The sequence below is a fragment of the Mycobacterium sp. 852013-51886_SCH5428379 genome (genome assembly GCF_001665575.1).
Lineage (GTDB): Bacteria > Actinomycetota > Actinomycetes > Mycobacteriales > Mycobacteriaceae > Mycobacterium.
Window position 1 is genome coordinate 69,086 of sequence record NZ_LZSU01000022.1, and the last position, 22,018, is coordinate 91,103.

The window sequence follows — 22,018 nt, forward strand, 5'->3', positions numbered from 1 at the left end:
AAGGTCGGGCCGCTGTGTTGTGAGGCTCACACTCGTCGCGGTGTGGACAAGCGGTTGATCACCGCGTCGTGCAGCAGTCCGTTCGACGCCACCACGCTGCCGCCGTGCGGCCCCGCGACTCCCTCGACGTTGGTGAACACTCCGCCGGCCTCCCGCACCAGGATGTCGAGTGCAGCCAGGTCCCAGAGTGACACCTCGGGTTCGGCCGCGATGTCCACCGCACCCTCGGCGAGCAGGCAGTAGGAGAAGAAGTCGCCGAACCCGCGAACCCGCCACACCGCGTCGGTCAACTCGATGAACCGGTCGCGCACCCCGCGTTTCGCCCATCCGGACAGGCTGGAGAACGACAGGCTGGCCGACTCCAGATCGGATACCGCCGATACCTCCAGCCGGCGCGGGGACTCGCCGGACACCACGCCGAACGCGCCCTGACCGGCGGCCGCCCACCACCGCCGGCGCAGTGCCGGCGCGCTCACCACGCCGACCACGGGGACGCCGTCGTTCAGCAGCGCGATCAGCGTGGCCCACACGGGCACGCCCCGGACGAAGTTCTTGGTGCCGTCGATCGGGTCGATCACCCACTGCCTGCCGGTGAACGCGGCGGTACCGCCGAATTCTTCGCCGAGCACCAGATCGTCGGGACGTTCGCGGGCCAACATGTCGCGCATCGCGGTCTCGGCCGAACGGTCCGCATCGGACACCGGCGTCAGGTCGGGTTTGGTGTCCACCCGCAGATCCAGCGCGCCGAAGCGGTCGGCGGTCAGCGCATCGGCATGGTCGGCCAGCCAGAGCGCGAGAGCGAGATCGGCGGAGACGTCGGACGAAGCGGGGCTCATGGCAGCAGTCCTACCATGGGCGGGGTGTGGGAATTCCTCGTGATGCTGTTGATCATCGGTGGACTGGTGCTGCTCGCTGCGCCGTGGATCAGGCGACGTCGCGGGATCGGCGGCGACGCACTGCAGGGCACGCTGCTGGTGACCGGCGTCAGCCCGCGCCCTGAAGGGGTGACCGGCGAACAGTTCGTCACCATCAGCGGCGTCATCAACGGCCCGAACGTCAACGAGCACGTGGTCTATCAGCGCATGGCGGTCGACGTGAACGACTGGCCCTCCATGGGCGCGCTGTTCCCCGTCGTCTACTCGGCGAAGAACGCAGACAACTGGGCGTTCGCCCCGCCCGAGCAGCCGCCGACGCCGCCCGCCTCACCGGAGCAGCTCTGACGGCTCAGCCGTGGCCGATGCGCAGCATCTCCGCCACGTTGGTCAGCTTCACCCGTGGCCGCCCGGACCCCTCACCGGCGGTCCGCTCGTGTTCGTCGATGACGCGCCAGTGGTCGTCGGTCACCAGTTTCGGCTGACGCGACAGCAGCCACTCGACGACCTCCTCGGCGTGACCCGTGCCGAAGTCGGCGAGCTCGCCGGTGGCCAGATCGGCCAGGAGCCGGTCCACAGTGGCCTGCGAATCCGACTTGTTGCTGCCGATCACCCCGGACGGACCGCGTTTGATCCAGCCGACGACGTACGCGTTGCGGCTGTCCTCGACGCGTCCGTCGGTGTGCGGGATGGTGCCGGTGCGTTCGTCGAAGGGCAGCCCGGGGGTTTCGACGCCGCGGTAGCCGACGGCGCGGACCACCAGCTGGGCAGGCAGGTCCTCGCGCACACCGGTGTCCTTGGCGACGATGCGGCCGGTGGGGTCGGTGACCAGTTCGTTGCTGCCCAGCACGATCGACTCGACCCGACCGTCGCCCCGGATCTCGATGGGGGAGGTGCGGAAGCGGAACACGATGCGCCGCTTCGCCTCTGACGCACCGCGCCCAGCGCCCTTCTCTGCGTAACCGCGCAGCACCTTGACGTTGTTTTTCACCGTCTTGCCCGCGGCCTCGAGGTCCTCGTCGGTGATGTCGGCGAGGTCGTCCGGGTCGACGATCACGTCGACGTCGTCGAGACCCTCGAGCGCGCCGAGCTCGCGCAACTCGAGGGTGGTGAAGGTGGCCTGCAGCGGACCCCGCCTGCCGACGATCACCACCTCTTCGACGCCGCACGGCCGCAGGGTCTGCAGTGCGTGGTCGGCGATGTCGGTGCGCGACAGCGCGTCGGGGTCGGTGATGAGGATGCGGGCGACGTCGAGGGCGACGTTGCCGTTGCCGATCACCACCGCGCGGGCGCCGGACAGATCGGGCGTGATCTGTTCGAAGTGCGGGTGGGCGTTGTACCAGCCGACGAAGTCGACCGCGGCCACGCTGCCCTCGAGCTCCTCGCCCGGGATGCCGAGGGCCCGGTCGGACTGGGCGCCGACGGCGTAGATCACCGCGTCGTACCGCTCCGCGAGTTCGGCGGCCTGGACGTGCTCGCCGACCGCGACGTTGCCGAAGAACCGGAACCGCGGGTCGCTCGATGTCTTGTCGAACTGCGCGCTGATGGACTTGATCTTCGGGTGGTCGGGCGCCACGCCGGAGCGGACCAGACCCCAGGGGGTGGGCAGCATCTCCAACATGTCGACCCGGACGTCGCGCGGCGGATCGGCGCCGTCCTGACCGTCGGCGGCCTTCAGCAACGATGCGGCGGCGAAGTAACCGGACGGGCCGGATCCGACGATCGCCACGTAGTAGGGGCGTTCTTGGGGCATGTGAGGGTGCCTCCTGTCACTACCCGGACGCGCGCTGGGGGCTGTCGCGACGTGTCCGGCTGGGTACCATCCCGACTCTAATCAAGTGGACGCCTCGCTCGTCGGAAGTCGCGGGGACTCGTCTCGGACCGGCAGGCGTCGGGGCGGAGGCCCACCACACGGCCGGTAACCTCAATGCTCGTGGAACCCGACCGACAAGCTGACATCGCCGCACTGGACACCACCTTGACGACGGTGGAGCGCGTGCTCGACGTCGACGGTCTGCGCGACAGGATCGCCAAGCTCGAGCAGGACGCCTCCGATCCCAACCTCTGGGACGACCAGACGCACGCCCAGAAGGTGACCAGCGAGCTGTCGCACGCCCAGGGCGAATTGCGCCGCGTCGAGGAACTGCGCCAGCGCGTCGAGGATCTGCCGGTGCTCTACGAGCTCGCCGCGGAGGCGGAGGGGGCGGACGCCCAGAACGCCACAGACGAGGCCGACGCCGAACTCGAGAAGCTGCGCGAGGACATCGAGGCCATGGAGGTCCGCACGCTGCTGTCCGGCGAGTACGACGAGCGCGAGGCGGTCGTGACGATCCGGTCGGGTGCGGGTGGCGTCGACGCCGCCGACTGGGCCGAGATGCTGATGCGCATGTACATCCGCTGGGCCGAGCAGCACAAGTACCCCGTCGAGGTGTTCGACACGTCCTACGCCGAAGAGGCCGGGATCAAGAGCGCGACCTTCGCGGTGCACGCGCCGTTCGCCTACGGAACGCTGTCGGTCGAACAGGGCACCCACCGCCTGGTCCGGATCAGCCCGTTCGACAATCAGGGCCGCCGCCAGACGTCGTTCGCCGACGTCGAGGTGCTGCCGGTCACCGAGACCACCGACCACATCGACATCCCCGAGGGCGACGTGCGCGTCGACGTCTACCGCTCCAGCGGCCCCGGCGGGCAGTCGGTGAACACCACCGACTCCGCGGTCCGGCTGACCCACATCCCGACCGGGATCGTGGTGACCTGTCAGAACGAGAAGTCGCAGCTGCAGAACAAGGTCTCCGCGATGCGGGTGTTGCAGGCTAAGTTGTTGGAACGCAAGCGGTTGGAAGAACGTGCCGAGCTCGACGCCCTGAAGGGAGACGGCGGCAGTTCCTGGGGCAACCAGATGCGCTCCTACGTCCTGCACCCGTATCAGATGGTGAAAGACCTACGCACCGATTACGAAGTCGGCAGTCCGGCGGCCGTGCTCGACGGCGACATCGACGGATTCCTCGAAGCCGGCATCCGCTGGCGTAACAGGCGCGATGACGAGTAGCACGTTCCAGGCGAACGGTTTCGCCGACGGCTGGCACAACTTCTGGCACGGCGAGATCGGCACCTGGCTGCTGACGCAGGGGTTGCAGATCGCCCTGCTCGTCGTCGGCGCGCTCCTGGCCGCCCGGTTCATCAACTGGATCGCCCGCCGGGTCACCCGGCGCATCGACGCCGAGTACATGGAGAGCGATCAGCTGGTGCGCTCCGAGAGCGCCAAGCACCGGCAGGCCGTGGCGTCGGTGATCTCCTGGGTGTCGATCGCCGTCCTGTTCGTCGTCGTCGCGGTCGAGATCACCGACGTGATCAACGTTCCCGTCGGATCGCTCGTCGCCCCGGCCGCCGTGTTGGGTGCCGCTCTCGGCTTCGGTGCGCAGAAGTTGGTGCAGGACCTGCTGGCCGGGTTCTTCATCATCACCGAGCGTCAGTACGGCTTCGGCGACCTGGTGCAGCTCAGCATGGTCGGCGCCAACGAGGCCGCGGAGGGCACCGTCGAGGAGGTCACCCTTCGGGTGACCAAACTGCGCACCAGTGAAGGTGAGGTCTTCACGGTCCCGAACGGCAACATCGTCCGCTCGCTGAACATGTCGAAGGACTGGGCCCGCGCCGTCGTCGACATCCCGGTCCCCACGACCGTCGACCTCAACCGCGTCAACGAGCTGCTGCACGCGGTCGGCGAGGACGCCATGGACGATTCGGGTCTGCGGGCACTGCTGCTGGACACGCCACAGCTCATGGGCGTCGAGAGCATCGAACTCGACACCGTCAATCTGCGGATGGTCGCCCGCACGCTGCCCGGTAAGCAGTTCGACGTCGGCAGGCGGCTGCGCATCCGCATCATCGCGGCCCTGGCGCGGGCCGGCATCGCCACCCCGGACCACACCCCGACCGTCGACACCATCGGCGGCCACGGGGAGGCGCAGCAGAGCCGGCCGGAGTCGAAGCAGTGAACGTCGCACAGGTGTTGCGCAGATGGCGTCGTGACGACCGCGGGTGGCCGCGCTATCTGCCGGGCGGCCGGGTTCGCACCTCGACCGCGGGGCTGATCGCCTTGTTCATCGCGCTCGCCTGGTTGCAGCAGACCTTCACCCCGGAGCCTGCCCCACCTGAGCCCCCGGCGCACCAACAAGTGGTGCCGCCCGGGTTCGTGCCCGATCCGGACTACACCTGGGTGCCGCGCACCCAGGTGCAGACACCGGTCCCGACCCAATGGCCCACCACGACCACGACGACCACGACGACGCCGCCGACCACCACGACCACCACCCCGACGACGAGCCCGACCTCACCGACGTCACCGACGTCGCCGGAGTCGCCGGAGTCGCCGGAGCCGTTCGCGCCGACGACCACGGTCATCGATCCCGACGGATCGGGTTTGCTACCGCCGCGCACGGTCACGGTGCCGCCGGCTCCGACTCCGTCGACAGCGCCACCCCCAGCGCCGTTCCCGGGACTGCCGGGCCTGCCGGGGTAGCGGGGACCGCGCCCGTCCACCGCTACACTGGCGTGCCGTGATGATCACCCTCGACAGCGTGACCAAGCAGTACAAGTCCTCGGCGCGGCCCGCGCTGGACAACGTCTCGCTCAAGATCGACAAGGGTGAGTTCGTGTTCCTCATCGGACCGTCCGGTTCGGGCAAGTCGACGTTCATGCGGCTGCTGCTCGCCGAGGACTCGCCGACCAAGGGCGACATCCGGGTGTCGAAATTCCACGTCAACAAGCTGCCCGGTCGGCACATCCCGGGCCTGCGCCAGGTGATCGGCTGCGTGTTCCAGGACTTCCGGCTGTTGCAGCAGAAGACGGTGTTCGAGAACGTGGCCTTCGCGCTCGAGGTGATCGGGAAGCGGTCGGAGGTGATCAACCGGGTCGTGCCCGATGTCCTCGAGATGGTCGGGCTGTCCGGTAAGGCCAACCGGCTGCCGGCCGAGCTGTCCGGCGGTGAGCAGCAGCGCGTCGCCATCGCGCGGGCGTTCGTGAACCGGCCGTTGGTGCTGTTGGCCGACGAGCCGACCGGCAACCTCGACCCGGAGACGAGTAAAGACATCATGGATCTGCTGGAACGCATCAATCGCACTGGAACGACCGTGCTGATGGCCACCCACGACCATCACATCGTCGATTCGATGCGCCAACGCGTCCTCGAACTGGAGCTGGGCCGCCTGGTCCGGGACGAGCAGCGCGGCATCTACGGAATGGATCGCTAGTGCGTTTTGGGTTCCTGATCAATGAGGTCCTGACCGGACTTCGTCGCAACGTCACCATGACGGTGGCGATGATCCTCACCACCGCCATCTCGATCGGCCTCTTCGGCGGCGGCCTGCTGGTCATCCGGCTGGCCGACCAGTCACGCGCGATCTACCTGGACCGGGTGGAGAGCCAGGTCTTCCTGACCCCCGAGGTCTCGGCCGGCGACCCCACGTGTGACGCCGACCCCTGCAAGGCGCTGCGCTCGCAGATCGAGGACCGCAACGACGTGGCCTCGGTGCGGTTCCTCAACCGTGACCAGGCCTACGACGACGCCATCGCAAAGTTCCCGCAGTACAAGGACGTCGCAGGTAAGGACGCGTTCCCGGCGTCGTTCGTCGTCAAGCTCAAGAACCCCGAGGAACACCAGGGGTTCGACGAGGCGATGGTCGGGCAACCCGGCGTACTCAATGTCCTCAACCAGAAGGACCTGATAGACCGGTTGTTCGCGGTGCTCGATGGGATCAGCAACGCGGCGTTCGCGATAGCTCTGGTCCAAGCGGTCGGGGCGGTGCTACTGATCGCGAACATGGTCCAAGTCGCGGCCTATACCCGGCGTACCGAGATCGGCATCATGAGACTCGTCGGCGCCAGCCGGTGGTATACCCAGCTACCGTTCCTGGTCGAAGCGATGCTCGCCGCGTTGATCGGTGTGGTGCTCGCGATCGTGGGGCTGATCCTGGTGCGGTCGTTGTTCCTGGAGAACGCGCTCGACCAGTTCTATCAAGCCAACCTCATCGCCCAGGTCGACTTCCGGGACGTCGTCTACTACTGCGCACCGTGGATGCTGTTCCTCGGCTTGGCCATGTCGGGTCTGACGGCATACGTCACGCTGCGGCTGTACGTGCGAAGGTAGGTCGTGGCGAAAAAGGCCGGTGCGGCGAAGGACCGCAACAACCAGGTGGTCGCGACCAACCGCAGGGCCCGCCACAACTACTCGATTCTCGACACCTACGAGGCCGGTATCGCACTCGTCGGGACCGAGGTCAAGAGTCTGCGAGACGGGCAGGCATCGCTGGCGGATGCGTTCGCCACCGTCGACGACGGCGAGATCTGGCTACGCAACCTGCACATCCCGGAGTATCACCACGGGTCCTGGACCAACCACGCACCACGGCGCAACCGGAAGTTGTTGTTGCACCGCAAGCAGATCGACCAGCTCGTCGGCAAGATCCGGGACGGCAACCTGACCCTGGTGCCGCTGTCGCTGTACTTCACCGACGGCAAGGTGAAGGTGGAACTGGCCCTGGCCCGCGGTAAGCAGGCCCACGACAAGCGGCAAGATCTCGCACGCCGCGATGCCCAGCGTGAAGTCGTTCGTGAACTCGGTCGACGCGCCAAGGGCATGTCCTGATCGGAGTCCTGTTAGCGCTGGCTTCCGCTGTGGGTTATGGGGTCAGCGACTTCGTGGGCGGTGTGGCCGCCCGGCGCGTCGCCGCATTGCGCATCGTCGTGGTGTCCTACCCGATCGCGATGGTGTTGCTGGCCGCCCTCGCTGTGCTGATCGGCGGCGACATCTCCACACCCGCGGTCGTGTGGGGTGCGCTGAGCGGTATCGCCCAGGGTCTGGGTGTCTGGTGGTTCTACGCGGCGTTGGGCTCTGGGCCGATCTCGGTGGTCTCACCGCTGACGGCGGTGCTGGTGGCGGGGTTGCCCGTCGGCGTCGGATTGGCGCTGGGGGAGCGCCCCGGCCTGATCGCCGCCGTCGGTGTCGCCGTCGCCCTGGCGGCCGTGGTGCTGGTGAGCCGCGAGGCGACCGACGAGGACGTCCGGCCGCACCGGTTCACCAAGGCCGTTGCCTGGCTGACCGTCGGCGCCGGAATCGGGTTCGGTCTGAACTTCGTCCTCATCGCCCAGGCGCCGGTCGAGGCAAACCTGTGGCCGCTGGTCTTCGCCCGGGTCGCGGCGACGGTGCTGGTCTTCGGCATTGCGATCGCCAGCCGTCAGCTCCGCCCGCCGTCGGGTGTGCCGCTACGCCTGGCGGTGTTGGCCGGGCTGCTCGACACCGGCGCCAACGTTGCGATGCTGTTGGCGCTGCAGGCCTCCCTGCTGTCGCTGGCCGGGGTGCTGATGTCTCTGTACCCGGCGGCGACGGTGCTGCTCGCGATCGTCGTGCTACGTGAACGGGTCACGCGCTGGCAGGCCTCGGGCATGGTGCTCGCGCTGGTGGCCGTCGCGATGATCGCCGGTGGCTGACCTTTAGCTGTCGGCGCACGGCACGCGAAATTCGCGGCGGTCGGGTGAGAGATTCGTGGCACGATGGTCTCCTGTCGGATTTGCCAAAGGGGGTGTTGGCGGTCAGGGGCTATCAACAGCGCCTCATCTTGTTCTCCGGCGTTCTGCTGCTGTGGACGGTCAATGCCCTCGCCTTCCACGGCGACGCGCTGGCCGGACGGGTTGCGGCCGGCATCCAGTTCGTGGTCACCGCCGGCGCGGTGATCTGCGGGCTCGTGGTGGCCCGCCGGATGAGCGGCATCCTGCGATGGTGGCGACTTCTCATCGCCGCCGGGCTGGCCTGCTGGCTGTTCGGCGAAGTCCTGTGGTGGACGCGCCGCGCAACTGTCGGCGGTGGCGAGCTGGGAGCGTCGGTCGGCGTCGCCAGCTACTTCCTGTTCCTGCTGTGCGCCCTCGGTTCGCTGCTGCTGCTGGCCCGGGCCGGTCAAGGCGTCCTCGGCAGACTGGATGGCCCGACGCGGCTGTACGTCGTGACCACCGTGCTCGACGGCTTGGTCGCGATCATGTCGTTCGTCATCTTCGTGCTTATCGCTGGTCGGGGGATGTTCTCCACCACCAACTCCCTGCCGCGTTCGAGTGACGAGTCCGTTCAGATCGCGTTCGCGGTGCTGGAATCCGTCGTCGTGGTCACCGCGATCGTGATGGCCATGGTGTACCGGCCCAACCGGCCATACCGGGCCAACGGATTGCTCCTCACGTGCGGCGTGGCGGTGATCGCGGCGTCGGACCGGCTGCTGGCCTATCTGGAGAGTGTCGGTGTCGAGGGCCAGGAGCTGTGGGGCGGAATCGGGTTCGTTGTCGGTCCGCTGCTGATCGGTTTCGCCGTGCTCGACCTGCAGGCACGGCCGCGACGGGCCAACGACGGTAGTCACCGTGCGATGGACTGGGCGCAGCTGATCCTGCCCTACAGCGGCTTTCTCGGTGTCGCGGTGTTGTTCGCCTTCCACTTCAGGGTCGGCCGCTACGTCGACACGTCGGTGACGGTGTCGGCGCTGATCCTGATCCTGCTGGTCGCGTCGCGGCAGGTGATCGCGATGCGGGCGCAGTGGCTGCTGACCCTTCGGCTGTTCCAGACCCAGCGCAAGCTCGCCCATCAGGTCAACCACGACGCGTTGACCGGTCTGCCCAACCGGCTGCTGTTCGCCGAACGGCTCCAGGAGGCCATCGAGGCGGGCCATTTCGTGCTGATCTTCGTCGACCTCGACGATTTCAAAGAGGTCAACGACCGGTTCGGTCACGCGGCGGGGGACAACCTGCTCTGCGCCGTCGGCGAGCGGTTGCAGCGGTGCATGGGGGAGAACGACACGCTGGCCCGCATCGGCGGCGACGAGTTCGCCATCCTCGTCGACGGTGGAGCGGGGCCGCCGGAGGAGGTCGCCGACCGCCTCCGGTTGGCGTTGCGGGAACCGTTCGCCGTCCACGGGTCCGCGGTGCGGGTGCGCGCGAGCATGGGTCTGGTCCGGCCGCCGACCGAGGGTCCGACACCCACGTCGGACGACCTGCTGCGGCAGGCCGACATCTCGATGTACGCGGGTAAGCGGTCGGGTAAGGACACCGCGGTGGTGTACCAGCCGTCGTCGTCGGCCACCACGAGTTTCCCGACAGCGCTGCGGGAAGCCGACGGGGGCACGCCGTCCGGTTTCCGGCTGGTCTATCAGCCGGTGGTGCGTCTGGACGACGCGATGCCGGTGGCCGTGGAGGCGCTGGCGCGGTGGACCGCGCCCAATGGCATGGAGATCCCGCCCGAGACGTTCGTGGCCAGCGCCGAAGCTGCCGGCCTCGGCGCGACCCTGGATCTGCTGGTGCTCGACACTGCATGCCGCGAGGTCGGCGAAGCGAATCTGCAGGTCGCAGTCCACGTGAACGTCGGGGCGGCCCGGCTGGGCAACCGCGACTTCACCGAGCAGGTGAGGCAGACGCCGGCCCGGCACGGGATGCCGCCGCAGCGACTGGTCGTGGAGATCACCGAGACGGTTCCGATCGTGGACCTCGCGGAAGCGGCCGCGGAGATCGAGCAGCTCAACGCCTCGGGTATCCGCGTCGCACTCGACGACTTCGGCGCGGGCTACAACTCTCTGACCTACCTGCACGCGCTGCCGGTGCAGATCATCAAGCTCGACCGTGGGCTGGCCGTGGGTGCGGACCCGGACCGCGACGTCACGCTGTACCGCTCGGTGATCGGGCTGTGTCACGCGCTGGGGCTGGAGGTCATCGCGGAGGGCATCGAGTCCGCGGCCCAGGGCGAGACGGTGATGGCGGCAGGCTGCCGATTGGCGCAGGGGCATCTGTTCGGCCGGCCGGTCCCCGTCGATCGTCTCGGGCCGACGATCCGTGACCGTGTCCGGAAGAATCCGGTGGAGCGCAGCGTTGAGTCTCACGTACCATTGACTATCCCGCCGAAGGTCGACGGGGATGCGAGGGGCTGAACGGTTTCGACTTCGCGCATCGAATCAAGGGAAGCGTGCCGGTGCAGGCAAAGACCACCGTAAGCGTCGTTGCAAACCAATTAAGCGCCGATTCCAATCAGCGCGACTACGCTCTCGCTGCCTAAGCGAAGCTAGTCCGTCAGACCGGGAGGGCCCTCGGCCCGGACCCTGGCGTCATCTAGAGGGAACCACCTACGGGTTCGGTCGCGGAACCCGTGGGGACATCAAACAGCGACTGGGATCGTCATCCTGACTTGTTCGCGTGATCAGGAGATCCGAGTAGAGACATAGCGAACTGCGCACGGAGAAGCCTTGAGGGAATGCCGTAGGACCCGGGTTCGATTCCCGGCAGCTCCACCGACAAGAAGCGGGCCAGGACGAGAAGTCCTGGCCCGCTTTGTTGTTGGGGCGCTCCGGTACGCCTCGTGGGGTTTGCTCCCTGCTTGACGCAGCAGTTAATTTGCAGGTGATCCGACGCGATCCAATTCCGCAAGCGTTCCTACCGATTCCGTTTTCCCAGTAGATTCACACGCATGTCTCGCTGGGCCCGGGTGGGTGTGACGGCACTCCTCGGTGTCGCGGCGTTGAACGTCATCTCGACCGTCCCGCCTGCGTCGGCTGACGACTGCGCCGACGCCGAGGTCGTGTTTGCCCGGGGCACCGACGAGCCCAAAGGTATGGGTCAGGTCGGTAACGCCTTCGCAGATTCGTTGCGTGCGCAAACCTTCGGCTTGAACATCGCGACCTACGCGGTGGACTATGACGCGGGCAAGCTGCAGCTGGGCACCGGTGACGGCGCCAAGGACGCGATTTCCCACATCAAATCCACGCTCGCCTCGTGTCCCGACACCAAGATCGTGTTGGGCGGATACTCGCAGGGCGCGAACGTCGTCAACATCCTCGTCGGCAATCCCATCGTCGGAATCGCCTGGGGCGCCGCGCTTCCGTCCTCGTTGGCGGGCAGCGTCGTGGCGATCGCCACCTTCGGCAACGTCGCGAACCGCGCAGGCACCAAGCTGCCATCCCAGACCGCGCTGTTCGCCGGGAAGGGGATCGACCTCTGCAACCCAGCCGATCCGATCTGTCACGCCGGCGAAGGCAACGCGTGGAGCGAGCACACCAACGGCTACGTTCCCGCGTACACCACGCAGGCCGCCGCCTTCACTGCTTCCAAGCTGCTGGTTGGGATCGACCACATGAGGCCCGGTTTCGGGCAGGCGCCTGGGTACGGGCAGTTTCCGATTTATGCCTCACCGCCGGCGGGATCGGACCACATGCCGCCGGGATATGGGACGCAGACGCCGACATTCGATCCGACGCTGTCGACGTACAACCCGTCCGCTGTGGCGGGCTTGCCCTGACTTCACGAAGCTACTTCAGCGCCCGTACCACCTCCCTGAGACCGGCCCTGGGCGCGATCATCAATAACAGGACAGCGTCAACCCGTGATGACACGATGGCGCGATGAATTCACCCGGTGTTGACGCGATGACCCACCAATCAGGACGTCTCGCCGGCAAATCGGCAGTGGTCACCGGAGCGGCATTCGGCATCGGTCGCGCGACCGCCGAACTCTTCGCCCGCGAGGGCGCCCGCATCGTGGCGACCGATATCCAGGCCGAACCGCTGCTCGCGCTGGCCGACCAGTTGCGGAACGCGGGGACGGAGGTCGAGACCGTCGTCGGCGACGTCTCCGTCGAGGCCGACGCGCGGCGAATGATCACGGCGGCGACCGAGCGCTTCGGCCGTCTCGACGTGCTCGTCGCCAACGCCGGCATCATCCCGCTCGGCGATGTCATGGAGATGAGCGCCTCCGACTGGGACCAGGTCATGGCGGTCGACGGGCGCGGCATGTTTCTCACGTGCAAATTCGCCATCGGGGCCATGCTCGAGACGGGCGGCGGCTCGATCGTCTGTCTGTCCTCGATCTCCGGACTCGCCGGACAGAAGCGCCAGGCCGCCTACGGGCCCGCCAAATACGTCGCCACCGGTCTGACTCAGCACCTGGCGGTCGAGTGGGCCGACCGCGGCATCAGGGTCAACGCAGTCGCCCCGGGCACGATCCGCACCGAACGCGTCCAGCAACTCCCCGACGAGCCCGGCGGAGCGGAGTATCTGGCAGCGATCGAGAGCATGCACCCAATGGGACGCATCGGTGAGCCGGCAGAGGTGGCCAAGGCCATCGTCTTCCTCGCCTCCGACGACGCCTCCTTCATCACCGGCGCCGTGCTGCCCGTCGACGGCGGATACCTCGCACAGTAGCGTTTTGCTGCTGTGACCTGCTAGTTGCTACATCTGCAAAGTGATGTTGATTACGTCCATCAGACGCAGCATTCGGCCAACTTCGGTTCGCGTCCGACATGGCATCTGAGCTGCACAATGCGCTCATAGGTGGAGTTACTGGCATAGCAGTCTCTTGTTTATGCAAACTGTAACCAAATCGCGTGTCGTCATTGCTTGACTCCGCCCGCCACCGCGCTACGCTCGTCATGATCAGCCTGCCTGGGGTGGTGCTGTGCGAGGAATCTGTGGCAACGACGAGACGGCGGACGACGACATGCTGATGCTCACGCAACCTGGGGTTACCGAGAGCGTCACCCGACCTACCCTCATGCCGCCGCCGTACCCTCTGCCGCTCGAATGCGATGACGTCGTCGACACCGACAAAAAGGCGGGACTGTTCACCACTGCCGCGGCGCTGGCGATCGTGGCCGGCACGTGCGCACTTGTCGGTAGTGGCATCAAGGCGGTCAGCGCGCTGTCGTGAGGCGGCCGTCGCCGACGATTCGGGACCTAGGCCCGCAGCGCCGTACTCTTCCCCGGTGAACGCGATCGACCCCGACAAGCTCGAGATGTGCCTGCAGGTGCTGGCCGACGTTCAGTCGCTACCGCCCGAGCATCCCGACGCCGTCGCCGTGCGTCGGGCGACCGCAGGCATCTTCAAGTCGGTGCGCAAAGCCCGTCGGCACGCCAAGCGTGATGCCGTGGCGGCGGCCGACCGGGCCGTCATCGCCGCCACCGCCACGGCGGCGCCCGGCCGCATCGACGACGAGACCGCGGGTCTGCCGTTGGTGTCGACCGCGCCCGGGGCGACTGCGGGCACCCTGCTGCGCTCGCGCGCCTGCTACATCTGCAAGACCCACCACACCGTCGTCGATGCCTTCTACCACCAACTCTGTCCGGACTGCGCCGCGCTCAACCACGCCAAACGCGACGCCCGCACCGACCTGACCGGCAAGCACGCGCTCCTCACCGGGGGCCGCGCCAAGATCGGCATGTACATCGCGTTGCGACTGCTCCGCGACGGCGCCCACACCACCATCACCACCCGCTTCCCGAACGACGCGGTGCGGCGCTTCGCCTCGATGCCCGACAGCGCCGACTGGCTGCACCGGCTGCGCGTCGTCGGCATCGACCTGCGGGACCCCGCCCAGGTCGTCGCCCTCGCCGACACCGTGGCCGCCCGCGGCCCGCTCGACATCCTGATCAACAATGCGGCCCAGACGGTGCGCCGCGCACCCGGTTCCTACGCGGCACTCGTCGAAGCGGAGAAGACCCCGGCGCCCGAGCTCGTCGACGTGGTCAGTTTCGACCGCGTCAGTGACGCCCACCCGGCCGCGCTGGCGGGAAGCCTGGCGACCCACCACACTCCGCACGCGCCGTCTTCTCCCGGGTCGCTTCGCTCCTGCCCTCCGGTGTCGGAGTTGGCACTGGCCGCCCGCAGTGCGTCCCCGGAGCGGATCGCCGCGGGAACCGCCATCGACGCAGGCGGAATGCTGCCCGACACCGCACCGGTCAACAGCTGGACCCAGCGTGTGCACGAGGTCGACGCGATGGAACTGCTCGAGGTGCAGCTGTGCAACCAGACGGCGCCGTTCATCCTGGTCAGTCGACTGCGGCCGGCCATGGCCGCCTCACCGGCCCGCCGCAAGTACATCGTGAACGTCTCGGCCATGGAAGGGCAGTTCAGCCGGGCCTACAAGGGACCCGGCCACCCGCACACCAACATGGCCAAGGCCGCACTGAACATGCTCACCCGCACCAGTGCCGGCGAAATGCTCGAGCGCGACGGCATTCTCATGACGGCTGTCGACACCGGCTGGATCACCGACGAGCGTCCGCATCCGACGAAGCTGCGGCTCGCGGACGAAGGCTTCCACGCGCCACTCGACCTCGTCGACGGGGCGGCCCGGGTCTACGACCCCATCGTGCGCGGCGAAGCGGGCGAAGACCTGTACGGCTGCTTCCTCAAGGACTATTCGCCTGCGAAGTGGTGATCACTGCACGGGACGGAGCACCACGATGCCGGGGATGGACCGCAGGTAGTCCTCCAGCGGGCTGTCGACGACCTTGTTCTCCCTCTCGAGGGACGACGCGTGGCGCAGGACGGGTCCGTCCGGACCGGCGACGAAGATGCCGACGTGGGTGACGTCGAGGCCACCGTCGGGGGAGTAGGCCCCGATGTAGTCACCGGTGCGCAACCGGCTGAGCACGCCGCCGTCGACGTCGCGGCTGGGGATGTAGGACAGCGTGCGCGTGACCACGGGCAGCCCGGGTAGGTAGACACCGCCCGAGTCCTTCTGATTCAGATCCTTCGTGACGCGAATCGCCTTGTCGCTCAGCGTATTCGTGACGTCGTCGGCGACAGTGGGCGCTACCGTCGACCAGTCGGTGAAGAAGTGCTTCCTGGTCTGGAAGCCGACGACGCCGTCGCGGTACCGGACGCCGACCAGCTCGTCGAAGAACGCCTCGCGGGTGTCGGAACGTTTGAGCGCCTCGACGTAGTCGGCGTAGGTGAAGCAGTCGACCCTCTCCAGATCCACGACCAGCTGTTCGGGCACCATCGCCGAACCGATGAGGCTGTTTGCGCCGTAAGGGATTCCGAGGAACTGCCGCGACAGGGCATCGGAGCGTTCCGGACTGCCTGCCGACGGTTGGCCGGCCCGGAACGCCAGCATCCGTTCCAGCGCTCGCAGGCTTCGGTTGGACATCCGATCGGCCGACAGCGCGTCAGGATGACGTCTGAGAAATTCAGCGACCGGAAGCGGTGACCGTTCCGCGTAACCGGTGGGCAGCACGATGTCGCCGGCGACGGTGTTGACGTACACGTCCCACCGGTAGAAGCCGGCGATCGCAGCAGGGTCGGCGGCGAGGACCTCGGCGTAATCGCGGACCGCCCGGACGTAGTTGTTCGAGTTGTTGTACCGGAACAGCGCCGCCTCTGGGTTCCGGGCGAACCCATGGCTGGCGAGGAAGCGGCCGGCCGCCGCGATGCTGTCGCGCGGGGAGCCGATGTCGCCGCCCTGACCGTGGATGGCCCAGGTCGACGGCATGAACTGCATCGGCCCCTGCGCCCCGGCCGAACTGGACCCCTCGATGCGCCCGAACGCGGTCTCGATGAAGTTGATCGCCGCCAGATAGTTCCATCCGACGCCGGATGCGGCCTCGGTCGCCCGGTAGTGCGCCATCAACTCGTCGAGCGGTTCGGGCGGGCGAATACGCCACGCGGGCAGCGTGTCTCGGGTGCTCACGTCCGGGCCCATCGCGGAGAGCTGCCGGCGGGCGTCGATGTTGCGGTCATAGGCGGCGAGGAGTTCGGGCGGGATGCGGGGCCGTGCGACCGGGTCCCACTCGGGATGCCGGCCCAGGGCGCGGTAGGCGGCCTGCTGGCGGTGGGCGGCCGCGTCGAGAACGTCGCCGGAGGACTTGGGGTCGCGCAGCGCACGCTCATCGGCGATGAGGTCGTCGGCCAGCCGCGCGGGGTCCATCGCCAGGACCCGGTCCGGCGCGGCCTGCGGGGCGGGTGCGGCAGCCGGAGCTTCGACCGTGGCCGGGGGTGGCGTCGATTCGGCACCGCCGCACGCGCCGACGACGACCGCCACCGACAGAGCGGCGATGCGCCGGGCCGCGGTGGCCGTCAGCCGCTGGTACTCCACCCGTCCGAACGTACCGCTCCCATCCAGCGTCGCTGGTCGGTCAGGCGTCCATGCTGCTGGACCGGTCGCCGACGAATTCCAGCACCGCGGGATCGGTCGATTCGAACCGGTCGACCTCCTCGCCCCCGTCACACGTCATCAGGGCGACGGTCAGCCGGCCGGGCCCGCGGGACACCACCGACCACAGGGCGCCGCTGTCCTCCCAGCGCCTCAACTCGGCGACCCGGTCACGGACGGTCATGGATCCACCATCGCACAGGCGTCCGACCGGGACGACGTATCCGGCCTGCGGCGATCCGGCTCCGGTAGGCTCGGCCGACAAATGACCGACACCGACGAGGCGCTCAAGCCGATCCTGCCGCGCGAACTGACGTCGATCTCCGCCGAGGTCAGGGCGGTCCCCGCACCGCCGCTGCCAGTCGTGGCAGCCCCGTTCTCGGTGCGGCTCGTCGACGCGGACGCCGACTGTGAGCTGATCTCGGAGTGGATGAACCGCCCGCACCTGGTCGAGGCCTGGGAGTACCCGTGGCCACCCGAACGGTGGCGGCGATATCTGCAGGCGCAACTCGACGGGGCGTTCTCGCGGCCGCTGATAGGCAGTTTCCGCGGCACCCCGGTCGCCTATGTCGAGCTGTACCGCGCCGCCAAGGACTCCATCGCCCCGCGCTACGACGCCGACCCGTACGACCTCGGTATGCACGTCGCGATCGCCGACGAGAAGTTCGTCAACCGGGGGCTCGGGCCGCTGCTGCTACCCCGGGTGGTGGCCAACATCTTCGAGACCGAACCGCAGTGCCGCCGCATCATGTTCGACCCGGACCACCGCAACACCGGAGCCCGCCAGGTGTGCGAGTTCGCCGGCTGTGTGTTTCTCGGCGAGCACGATATGGCCAACCGGCGCATGGCGCTCTACGCGCTGCCGCGCACGCCGGACGATGCTCCGCCGTCGCCTGAGAGTAACGAGAAGTAACCGTAGGACGGGTCATTCGCATCCGGGCAGCCCGTGGCGGTGTCCCGCGTGATGGGATGACTCAAGTCAAGACGGGACGGGTCGTCGACGGTGGCCCAATCGGTGACGATCTTGCGTTCGCTGAACTTCCATGTGCCGTCGTGTCTTCGGTACTTGTCGAGGTAGCGGCCACCGACCGTGACGTCGACATCGCGGCCCTTGGCCGCGAACGTGTGCGTGGCGATGCTGTAGATCTCGCCTTCGGCACGGTCACCGTCGACGGCGAAGTTCACCGTGGTGATGTGGTGTTGCATCGAGCGCAGATACGGGCGGGAGGCGATGAGCCCCTGGAGGAAGCCGTCGACTGAGCCCGTGGAGAATGCGCCGTGGTCATCCTCGGCGTCGTGGTGATATAGCCCGCGTAGCGCCTCGATATCGCCGCGATCGACGAAGCGACTGTAGCTGTGCACCAGTTTCCGGAGCTGGAACTCGTCGAGCATTTCCTGCGTCAGCGCATCAGAACTCACGTCGACACGGTGCCATACGGCGCCATCGCACGGGCGGCATACACGGCGGCTATGGCGGAGAAGACATGCCATGCGCCGTGGTATTGCCACAGACTGTCGGGCCGGCACAGCGGCGAACCGGACCGTCCCGCGGCGTAGGCCACCAATCCCAGCGCGAAGATTCCGGCGGCCGGCACCCAGACCGACCGCCACCGTGAGCGCCGGCTACGGGCAAGAACGGCGGCGTAAACCACTGCGGCGGCGATGATCGGCAGATCGTGCGCCGGCTTCGCCCACGACGGCTGCGGGCCGTGGAATGCGAAGCTACCGATCCCGATTGCCACGAGCACCACGGCGGCGGCCCACGCCAGCGGCGCCCGCCACCGCCTGGCCCAGCAGAGCACGACCAACCCGGCGGCGACGTAGGCCAGGCTGGTGACGGCCAGGACGGGTTGTGCGAGCACCCCCTCGGCGATGCGCTCACAGTCCGAAAGGCCGAATTCGGTTGGAGCGGTCAGGAACCGCATGGTCGATCACCGTAGCGTGTGGATATCGCACGAAAGGTTGGGCGGTGGGCGGTGTGAGTGCATCGGTGTCGAGGCGCACCTGGCCGGGCTTCGCCGCGGCGTTGTTCGCGGGCGCACTGCCGGCACTGGCCTTTCCCGCGCCGTCCTGGTGGTGGCTGGCCTGGGTGGGCGTCGTCCCGCTCCTGCTCGTCGTGCGCTCGGCGCCGAGCGCCCGGACAGCGGCCCTGCGGGCGTGGTGCGGGATGGCGGGCTACGTCATGGCCACCCAGTACTGGCTGATCTCGAGTACGGGTCCGCTGTTCATCGTGTTGGCCGTGGGATTGGGTGCGCTGTGGCTGCCGTGGGGAGTGGCGACGTATGTGCTCCTCCGCCAACCGCTTACGGCTCGCAGGACAATCGCGGCGATCGCGGTGCTATCCAGTGTGTGGGTTCTCGCCGAAGCGGTGCGCTCCCTGCCCGCACTGGGCGGACCGTGGGCGCTGCTCGGGGCGTCGCAATGGAATCAGCCGGCCACTCTTGCCTCCGCCTCGCTCGGCGGCGTGTGGCTGACCAGCTTTCTGATCGTCGCGGCGAACACCGCAATCGTCGTCGTGATGCTGCAGCGACGCGTCGCCGACCGCGTCCTCGTCGCAGCGGTGGCCCTGGCCTGCGCGGCACTCTGTCCGGCATGGTTCTGGCTCGGGCCGGAGCCACCGGCCGGGCCCACCGTCCGGGTGGCTCTCGTGCAACCCGGCGCCATCGAGGACTCCGGGGCACGTCAGGCGGCCGGCGAAGCGCTGACGGAGGGATTGCGGGGCGAGCGTCTCGACCTGATCGTCTGGGGTGAGAGCAGTGTAGGAGTCGATGTCGTCGGCCGGCCGGAGGCGATGGCTCCTCTGGCGGACCTGTCCCGGCGAGTAGGTGCCGACCTGCTCGTCAACGTCGACGCCCGCGACCGCACCGGTGCGATCCGCAAATCGTCGGTTCTGATCGGGCCGGACGGATCGCGCGGCGCCTACTCGAAGATGCGGCTGGTGCCGTTCGGGGAGTACGTGCCGCTGCGGCCACTGCTCGGGTGGGCCACCCGACACACCAAGGCCGCGGCGGAGGATCGGCAGCGTGGCAGTGAGCCGATAGTGCTGCACACCGGGCGGGGTCTTGCTATCGGACCGCTGATCAGTTTCGAGACAACGTTTTCCGACCTTTCCCGCGAAGTGGTCCAGCGCGGCGCGCAGCTGCTGGCATATCAGAGTTCGACCTCGACGTATCAGGGAAGTTGGGCCCAGGCGCAATTGGCCAGCAAGGTCGCGGTGCACGCCGTTGAGGTCGGCCACCCAGCCGTGCACACCGGGTTGTCCGGGGACAGTTCCGCTTTCGACGCAGGAGGCAGGCAACTCGGCTGGTTCGACGCCGGCGAAAGCGGCGTCCTGATAGTCGAGGTCCCGCTGGGATCCCACACCACCGCGTTCCAGCGGTTCGGGAATTGGGTACTGGCGATGGCATTCTCGATCGTCGCGGGCGCCATGGCGATGGCCGCGCTGCGGATTCGGTCAGCTCAACGGGCAACACGCCGGTCGGGTGCAGCCGGAGACGGCGTGTCGGGGGCATGATGAGGCGCTGATGACTCAGACAGCGGTGATGGACAGGACATCTCGCGGACCCGGCGATGCGGCCAGGTCCGCGTCTCCGACGCTAGAGGGTGGCCTCGCGGCCGACCGGTTCGTCCGGCTGATCAGTGGACTGGCGGACGGGAAACTGGACGAATCACCCTCGACGGCGGCCGTTCTGCTGTACGGCTACGCCACCGGAGTCACTTCTTCGCGGCGGCTCGCGCGAGAGTGCTTCGAGGAACCCCGACTTCGGTGGATCACCGCGGGTCGGGCGCCGCATCATCAGGATCTCGCGTCGTTCCGTCGCCGGCACCAGCCCGCGTTGACGCTGCTTTTCGTGCACACCCTGGTGTGCTGCCAGTCCGTGGGAGTCACCCGGCTGGGCCGGATCACGCTGCGCGGCCGGACAAGAGACGCTCTGGCCGATGACGTGCTGACGCTTCTGGACGAGGCGGAACAGATAGATGCGGCCGAGGAGGAGACCGATCGTCGACCCGCAGGCACCAGGAACGCCCGGCGCGCATGGTTGGGTGCACTTCTGGTCATGCTGATGTGCGCCGGCGGGTTCGCTGTGGGCGTGGCCAAGCGCGTGACGCTGTCGGTCGACGGTGTCACCACGACGGTGTCGACGATGACGTCTCGGGTCGACTCGGTGTTGCGGGCCAACGGTTATGTGCTCGGCCCGCATGATGAGATCAGTCCGGGCGCAGATCAGGTGGTCCGCGATGCCGACACCATCGTGCTGAATCGTGCCCGCCCCCTGCAGTTGTCGGTCGACGGACGCCCGGGCGAGCAGGTCTGGACGACGGCGCGGACCGTCGACGAAGCGTTGAACCGGTTGTCGATGCCGGATGCCGCACCCGTGGGCGCCTCGCGTCCAGACAACGTTCCGCTGGCCGGGATGTCCCTGAACGTGGTGACTCCGAAACAGGTGCAGATCAACGACGGCGGCTTTCACACCGAGCAGCGACTGGCCGCGCCCACGGTCGGCGCTCTGCTCGCGGTGGCCGGCGTCCCGCTCGAACAGTCCGACACGGTCACCCCACCGGCGTCGACGCCGGTCGTGGAGGGCATGCGGATCGTGGTCACCCGCATCAGGGTGCACGAGGTCTCCGAGCGGCTACCCCTGCCGCCGTCGCTGCAACGCGTCCATGATCCGTCGATCAACCTCAGCCGCCGCATCGTCGACGACCCCGGGAAACCCGGTGTTCAGGACGTCACGTTCGCCGTCAGGACCGTCAACGGGCAGGTGACCGGTCGCTACGTCCTGAACCGCCAGGTCATCTCGCCGGCGAGGCCGCAGATCCAGCGGGTGGGCGCCAAGCCGGGCACCCAGGTCCCGCCGGTCCGCAACGCCGCGACCTGGGACGCCTTGGCGCACTGTGAATCCAGCGGTGACTGGGGCATCAACACCGGCAACGGCTTCTACGGTGGCGTGCAATTCACCCAGAGCACCTGGGAGAGCTTCGGCGGCCTGCGCTACGCGCCGCGCGCCGATCTGGCCACCCGCGAGGAGCAGATCGCGATCGCCGAACTCACCCGCGGAGGTCAGGGCTGGGGCGCCTGGCCGGTGTGCAGCGCCCGCGTGCGGCGCTGACCGAGCCCCGCCCGAACTGGTTCCCACTCGAGTGTGAACATGTTGCGAGGAGCCGGCCCTTACTTCGCAGAGCGTTCACACTCGCGGCGATC

General features: G+C 67.9%; 22 protein-coding genes, 1 other RNA gene and 2 pseudogenes. 18 read left to right on the forward strand and 7 right to left on the reverse strand.

Annotated features, from left to right (window positions below; genetic code table 11):
• Window positions 1-26: 26 nt before the first annotated feature.
• Window positions 27-836 carry a histidinol-phosphatase gene (gene hisN, locus A5757_RS10835; protein WP_066833136.1) on the reverse strand — a complete coding sequence of 270 codons (810 nt, stop codon included), beginning with the start codon at window positions 834-836 and terminating at the stop codon, window positions 27-29.
• 24 nt (window positions 837-860) lie between these two features.
• Here hisN and A5757_RS10840 point away from each other — a divergent pair, with 24 nt between their 5' ends.
• Window positions 861-1,220 (forward strand): hypothetical protein, encoded by a 360-nt coding sequence (locus A5757_RS10840; RefSeq protein WP_066833259.1) that lies wholly within the window; start codon window positions 861-863, stop codon window positions 1,218-1,220.
• 4 nt (window positions 1,221-1,224) lie between these two features.
• On the opposite strand, the gene A5757_RS10845 is transcribed toward A5757_RS10840, so the two are convergent.
• Entirely contained in the window at window positions 1,225-2,625 is a 1,401-nt protein-coding gene (locus A5757_RS10845) for an FAD-dependent oxidoreductase (protein ID WP_066833137.1), read from the reverse strand.
• Between the two features lie 180 nt (window positions 2,626-2,805).
• Between A5757_RS10845 and prfB the strand changes: the two genes are divergently transcribed.
• From prfB to A5757_RS10910, 13 genes are all read left to right on the forward strand, one after another.
• Window positions 2,806-3,921: a peptide chain release factor 2 gene (gene prfB, locus A5757_RS10850; RefSeq protein ID WP_066833261.1), complete on the forward strand. Its 1,116-nt coding sequence runs from the start codon at window positions 2,806-2,808 to the stop codon at window positions 3,919-3,921.
• On the forward strand, window positions 3,911-4,867 hold the full coding sequence (locus A5757_RS10855; RefSeq protein WP_066833138.1) for a mechanosensitive ion channel family protein: 957 nt from the start codon (window positions 3,911-3,913) through the stop codon (window positions 4,865-4,867). Before prfB ends, A5757_RS10855 begins: the two co-directional genes overlap by 11 nt.
• Window positions 4,864-5,391: a hypothetical protein gene (locus A5757_RS23620; protein WP_082929405.1), complete on the forward strand. Its 528-nt coding sequence runs from the start codon at window positions 4,864-4,866 to the stop codon at window positions 5,389-5,391. The genes A5757_RS10855 and A5757_RS23620 overlap by 4 nt, the downstream gene beginning before the upstream one ends.
• A gap of 40 nt (window positions 5,392-5,431) precedes the next feature.
• On the forward strand, window positions 5,432-6,121 hold the full coding sequence (gene ftsE, locus A5757_RS10865; RefSeq protein ID WP_066833140.1) for a cell division ATP-binding protein FtsE: 690 nt from the start codon (window positions 5,432-5,434) through the stop codon (window positions 6,119-6,121).
• Entirely contained in the window at window positions 6,121-7,017 is an 897-nt protein-coding gene (gene ftsX / locus A5757_RS10870) for a permease-like cell division protein FtsX (RefSeq protein ID WP_066833141.1), read from the forward strand. The genes ftsE and ftsX overlap by 1 nt, the downstream gene beginning before the upstream one ends.
• Window positions 7,018-7,020: 3 nt before the next feature.
• Window positions 7,021-7,515 (forward strand): SsrA-binding protein SmpB, encoded by a 495-nt coding sequence (smpB, locus tag A5757_RS10875; RefSeq protein ID WP_066833142.1) that lies wholly within the window; start codon window positions 7,021-7,023, stop codon window positions 7,513-7,515.
• On the forward strand, window positions 7,512-8,357 hold the full coding sequence (locus A5757_RS10880) for a DMT family transporter (RefSeq protein ID WP_082929406.1): 846 nt from the start codon (window positions 7,512-7,514) through the stop codon (window positions 8,355-8,357). Before smpB ends, A5757_RS10880 begins: the two co-directional genes overlap by 4 nt.
• A gap of 92 nt (window positions 8,358-8,449) precedes the next feature.
• Window positions 8,450-10,822 (forward strand): bifunctional diguanylate cyclase/phosphodiesterase, encoded by a 2,373-nt coding sequence (locus A5757_RS10885; protein WP_066833143.1) that lies wholly within the window; start codon window positions 8,450-8,452, stop codon window positions 10,820-10,822.
• Window positions 10,815-11,182, forward strand: a transfer-messenger RNA (tmRNA) gene (gene ssrA, locus A5757_RS10890). The genes A5757_RS10885 and ssrA overlap by 8 nt, the downstream gene beginning before the upstream one ends.
• 173 nt (window positions 11,183-11,355) lie before the next feature.
• The gene (locus tag A5757_RS10895) at window positions 11,356-12,183 is read left to right on the forward strand and encodes a cutinase family protein (RefSeq protein ID WP_066833144.1); all 828 of its coding nucleotides are present in this window, start codon (window positions 11,356-11,358) and stop codon (window positions 12,181-12,183) included.
• Between the two features lie 103 nt (window positions 12,184-12,286).
• Window positions 12,287-13,084, forward strand: coding sequence for an SDR family NAD(P)-dependent oxidoreductase (locus A5757_RS10900; RefSeq protein ID WP_231983947.1), 798 nt, complete (start codon window positions 12,287-12,289; stop codon window positions 13,082-13,084).
• 295 nt (window positions 13,085-13,379) lie between these two features.
• A complete protein-coding gene (locus tag A5757_RS10905; protein ID WP_197497313.1) occupies window positions 13,380-13,589 on the forward strand; it encodes a hypothetical protein in 210 nt (69 codons plus the stop codon).
• Between the two features lie 55 nt (window positions 13,590-13,644).
• Window positions 13,645-15,099: an SDR family oxidoreductase gene (locus tag A5757_RS10910; protein ID WP_066833147.1), complete on the forward strand. Its 1,455-nt coding sequence runs from the start codon at window positions 13,645-13,647 to the stop codon at window positions 15,097-15,099.
• Here the strand turns inward: A5757_RS10910 and A5757_RS23625 are convergent, their stop codons facing one another.
• The 3 genes and pseudogenes from A5757_RS23625 to A5757_RS10920 form a co-directional block, all read right to left on the reverse strand.
• Window positions 15,100-15,813, reverse strand: coding sequence for a DUF1460 domain-containing protein (locus A5757_RS23625; RefSeq protein ID WP_308195056.1), 714 nt, complete (start codon window positions 15,811-15,813; stop codon window positions 15,100-15,102).
• Window positions 15,814-15,834: 21 nt separating this feature from the next.
• Window positions 15,835-16,743, reverse strand: a pseudogene (locus A5757_RS23630) (DUF1460 domain-containing protein); the annotation flags it as partial.
• A 55-nt stretch (window positions 16,744-16,798) separates the two neighbouring features.
• On the reverse strand, window positions 16,799-16,999 hold the full coding sequence (locus A5757_RS10920; protein WP_066833148.1) for a hypothetical protein: 201 nt from the start codon (window positions 16,997-16,999) through the stop codon (window positions 16,799-16,801).
• An 81-nt stretch (window positions 17,000-17,080) separates the two neighbouring features.
• Here A5757_RS10920 and A5757_RS10925 point away from each other — a divergent pair, with 81 nt between their 5' ends.
• The gene (locus A5757_RS10925) at window positions 17,081-17,728 is read left to right on the forward strand and encodes a GNAT family N-acetyltransferase (RefSeq protein ID WP_066833149.1); all 648 of its coding nucleotides are present in this window, start codon (window positions 17,081-17,083) and stop codon (window positions 17,726-17,728) included.
• Here the strand turns inward: A5757_RS10925 and A5757_RS10930 are convergent.
• Entirely contained in the window at window positions 17,668-18,207 is a 540-nt protein-coding gene (locus tag A5757_RS10930; RefSeq protein WP_066833150.1) for a nuclear transport factor 2 family protein, read from the reverse strand. The genes A5757_RS10925 and A5757_RS10930 overlap by 61 nt on opposite strands.
• A gap of 23 nt (window positions 18,208-18,230) precedes the next feature.
• Window positions 18,231-18,740 (reverse strand): ceramidase domain-containing protein, encoded by a 510-nt coding sequence (locus A5757_RS10935; RefSeq protein ID WP_066833151.1) that lies wholly within the window; start codon window positions 18,738-18,740, stop codon window positions 18,231-18,233.
• 53 nt (window positions 18,741-18,793) lie between these two features.
• On the opposite strand from A5757_RS10935, the gene lnt reads away from it, so the two are divergent.
• The 3 genes and pseudogenes from lnt (at window position 18,794) to A5757_RS10945 (ending at window position 21,926) form a co-directional block, all read left to right on the forward strand.
• Window positions 18,794-20,329, forward strand: a complete 1,536-nt coding sequence (lnt, locus tag A5757_RS10940) for an apolipoprotein N-acyltransferase (RefSeq protein WP_231983948.1) — start codon at window positions 18,794-18,796, stop codon at window positions 20,327-20,329.
• 28 nt (window positions 20,330-20,357) lie between these two features.
• Window positions 20,358-20,654 (forward strand): annotated as a pseudogene (locus tag A5757_RS23635) (transposase); the annotation flags it as partial.
• A gap of 135 nt (window positions 20,655-20,789) precedes the next feature.
• A complete protein-coding gene (locus A5757_RS10945; protein WP_369815934.1) occupies window positions 20,790-21,926 on the forward strand; it encodes a transglycosylase family protein in 1,137 nt (378 codons plus the stop codon).
• Window positions 21,927-22,018: the final 92 nt, after the last annotated feature.

Coding starts and splice junctions, on each gene's coding strand:
- hisN (WP_066833136.1), bottom strand. CDS start 836: ATGAGCCCCGCTTCGTCCGACGTCTCCGCCGATCTCGCTCTCGCGCTC.
- A5757_RS10845 (WP_066833137.1), bottom strand. CDS start 2,625: ATGCCCCAAGAACGCCCCTACTACGTGGCGATCGTCGGATCCGGCCCG.
- A5757_RS10855 (WP_066833138.1), top strand. CDS start 3,911: ATGACGAGTAGCACGTTCCAGGCGAACGGTTTCGCCGACGGCTGGCAC.
- ftsE (WP_066833140.1), top strand. CDS start 5,432: ATGATCACCCTCGACAGCGTGACCAAGCAGTACAAGTCCTCGGCGCGG.
- A5757_RS10895 (WP_066833144.1), top strand. CDS start 11,356: ATGTCTCGCTGGGCCCGGGTGGGTGTGACGGCACTCCTCGGTGTCGCG.
- A5757_RS10900 (WP_231983947.1), top strand. CDS start 12,287: ATGAATTCACCCGGTGTTGACGCGATGACCCACCAATCAGGACGTCTC.
- A5757_RS10905 (WP_197497313.1), top strand. CDS start 13,380: ATGCTGATGCTCACGCAACCTGGGGTTACCGAGAGCGTCACCCGACCT.
- A5757_RS23625 (WP_308195056.1), bottom strand. CDS start 15,813: ATGTCCAACCGAAGCCTGCGAGCGCTGGAACGGATGCTGGCGTTCCGG.
- A5757_RS10920 (WP_066833148.1), bottom strand. CDS start 16,999: ATGACCGTCCGTGACCGGGTCGCCGAGTTGAGGCGCTGGGAGGACAGC.
- A5757_RS10925 (WP_066833149.1), top strand. CDS start 17,081: ATGACCGACACCGACGAGGCGCTCAAGCCGATCCTGCCGCGCGAACTG.
- A5757_RS10930 (WP_066833150.1), bottom strand. CDS start 18,207: ATGCTCGACGAGTTCCAGCTCCGGAAACTGGTGCACAGCTACAGTCGC.
- A5757_RS10935 (WP_066833151.1), bottom strand. CDS start 18,740: ATGCGGTTCCTGACCGCTCCAACCGAATTCGGCCTTTCGGACTGTGAG.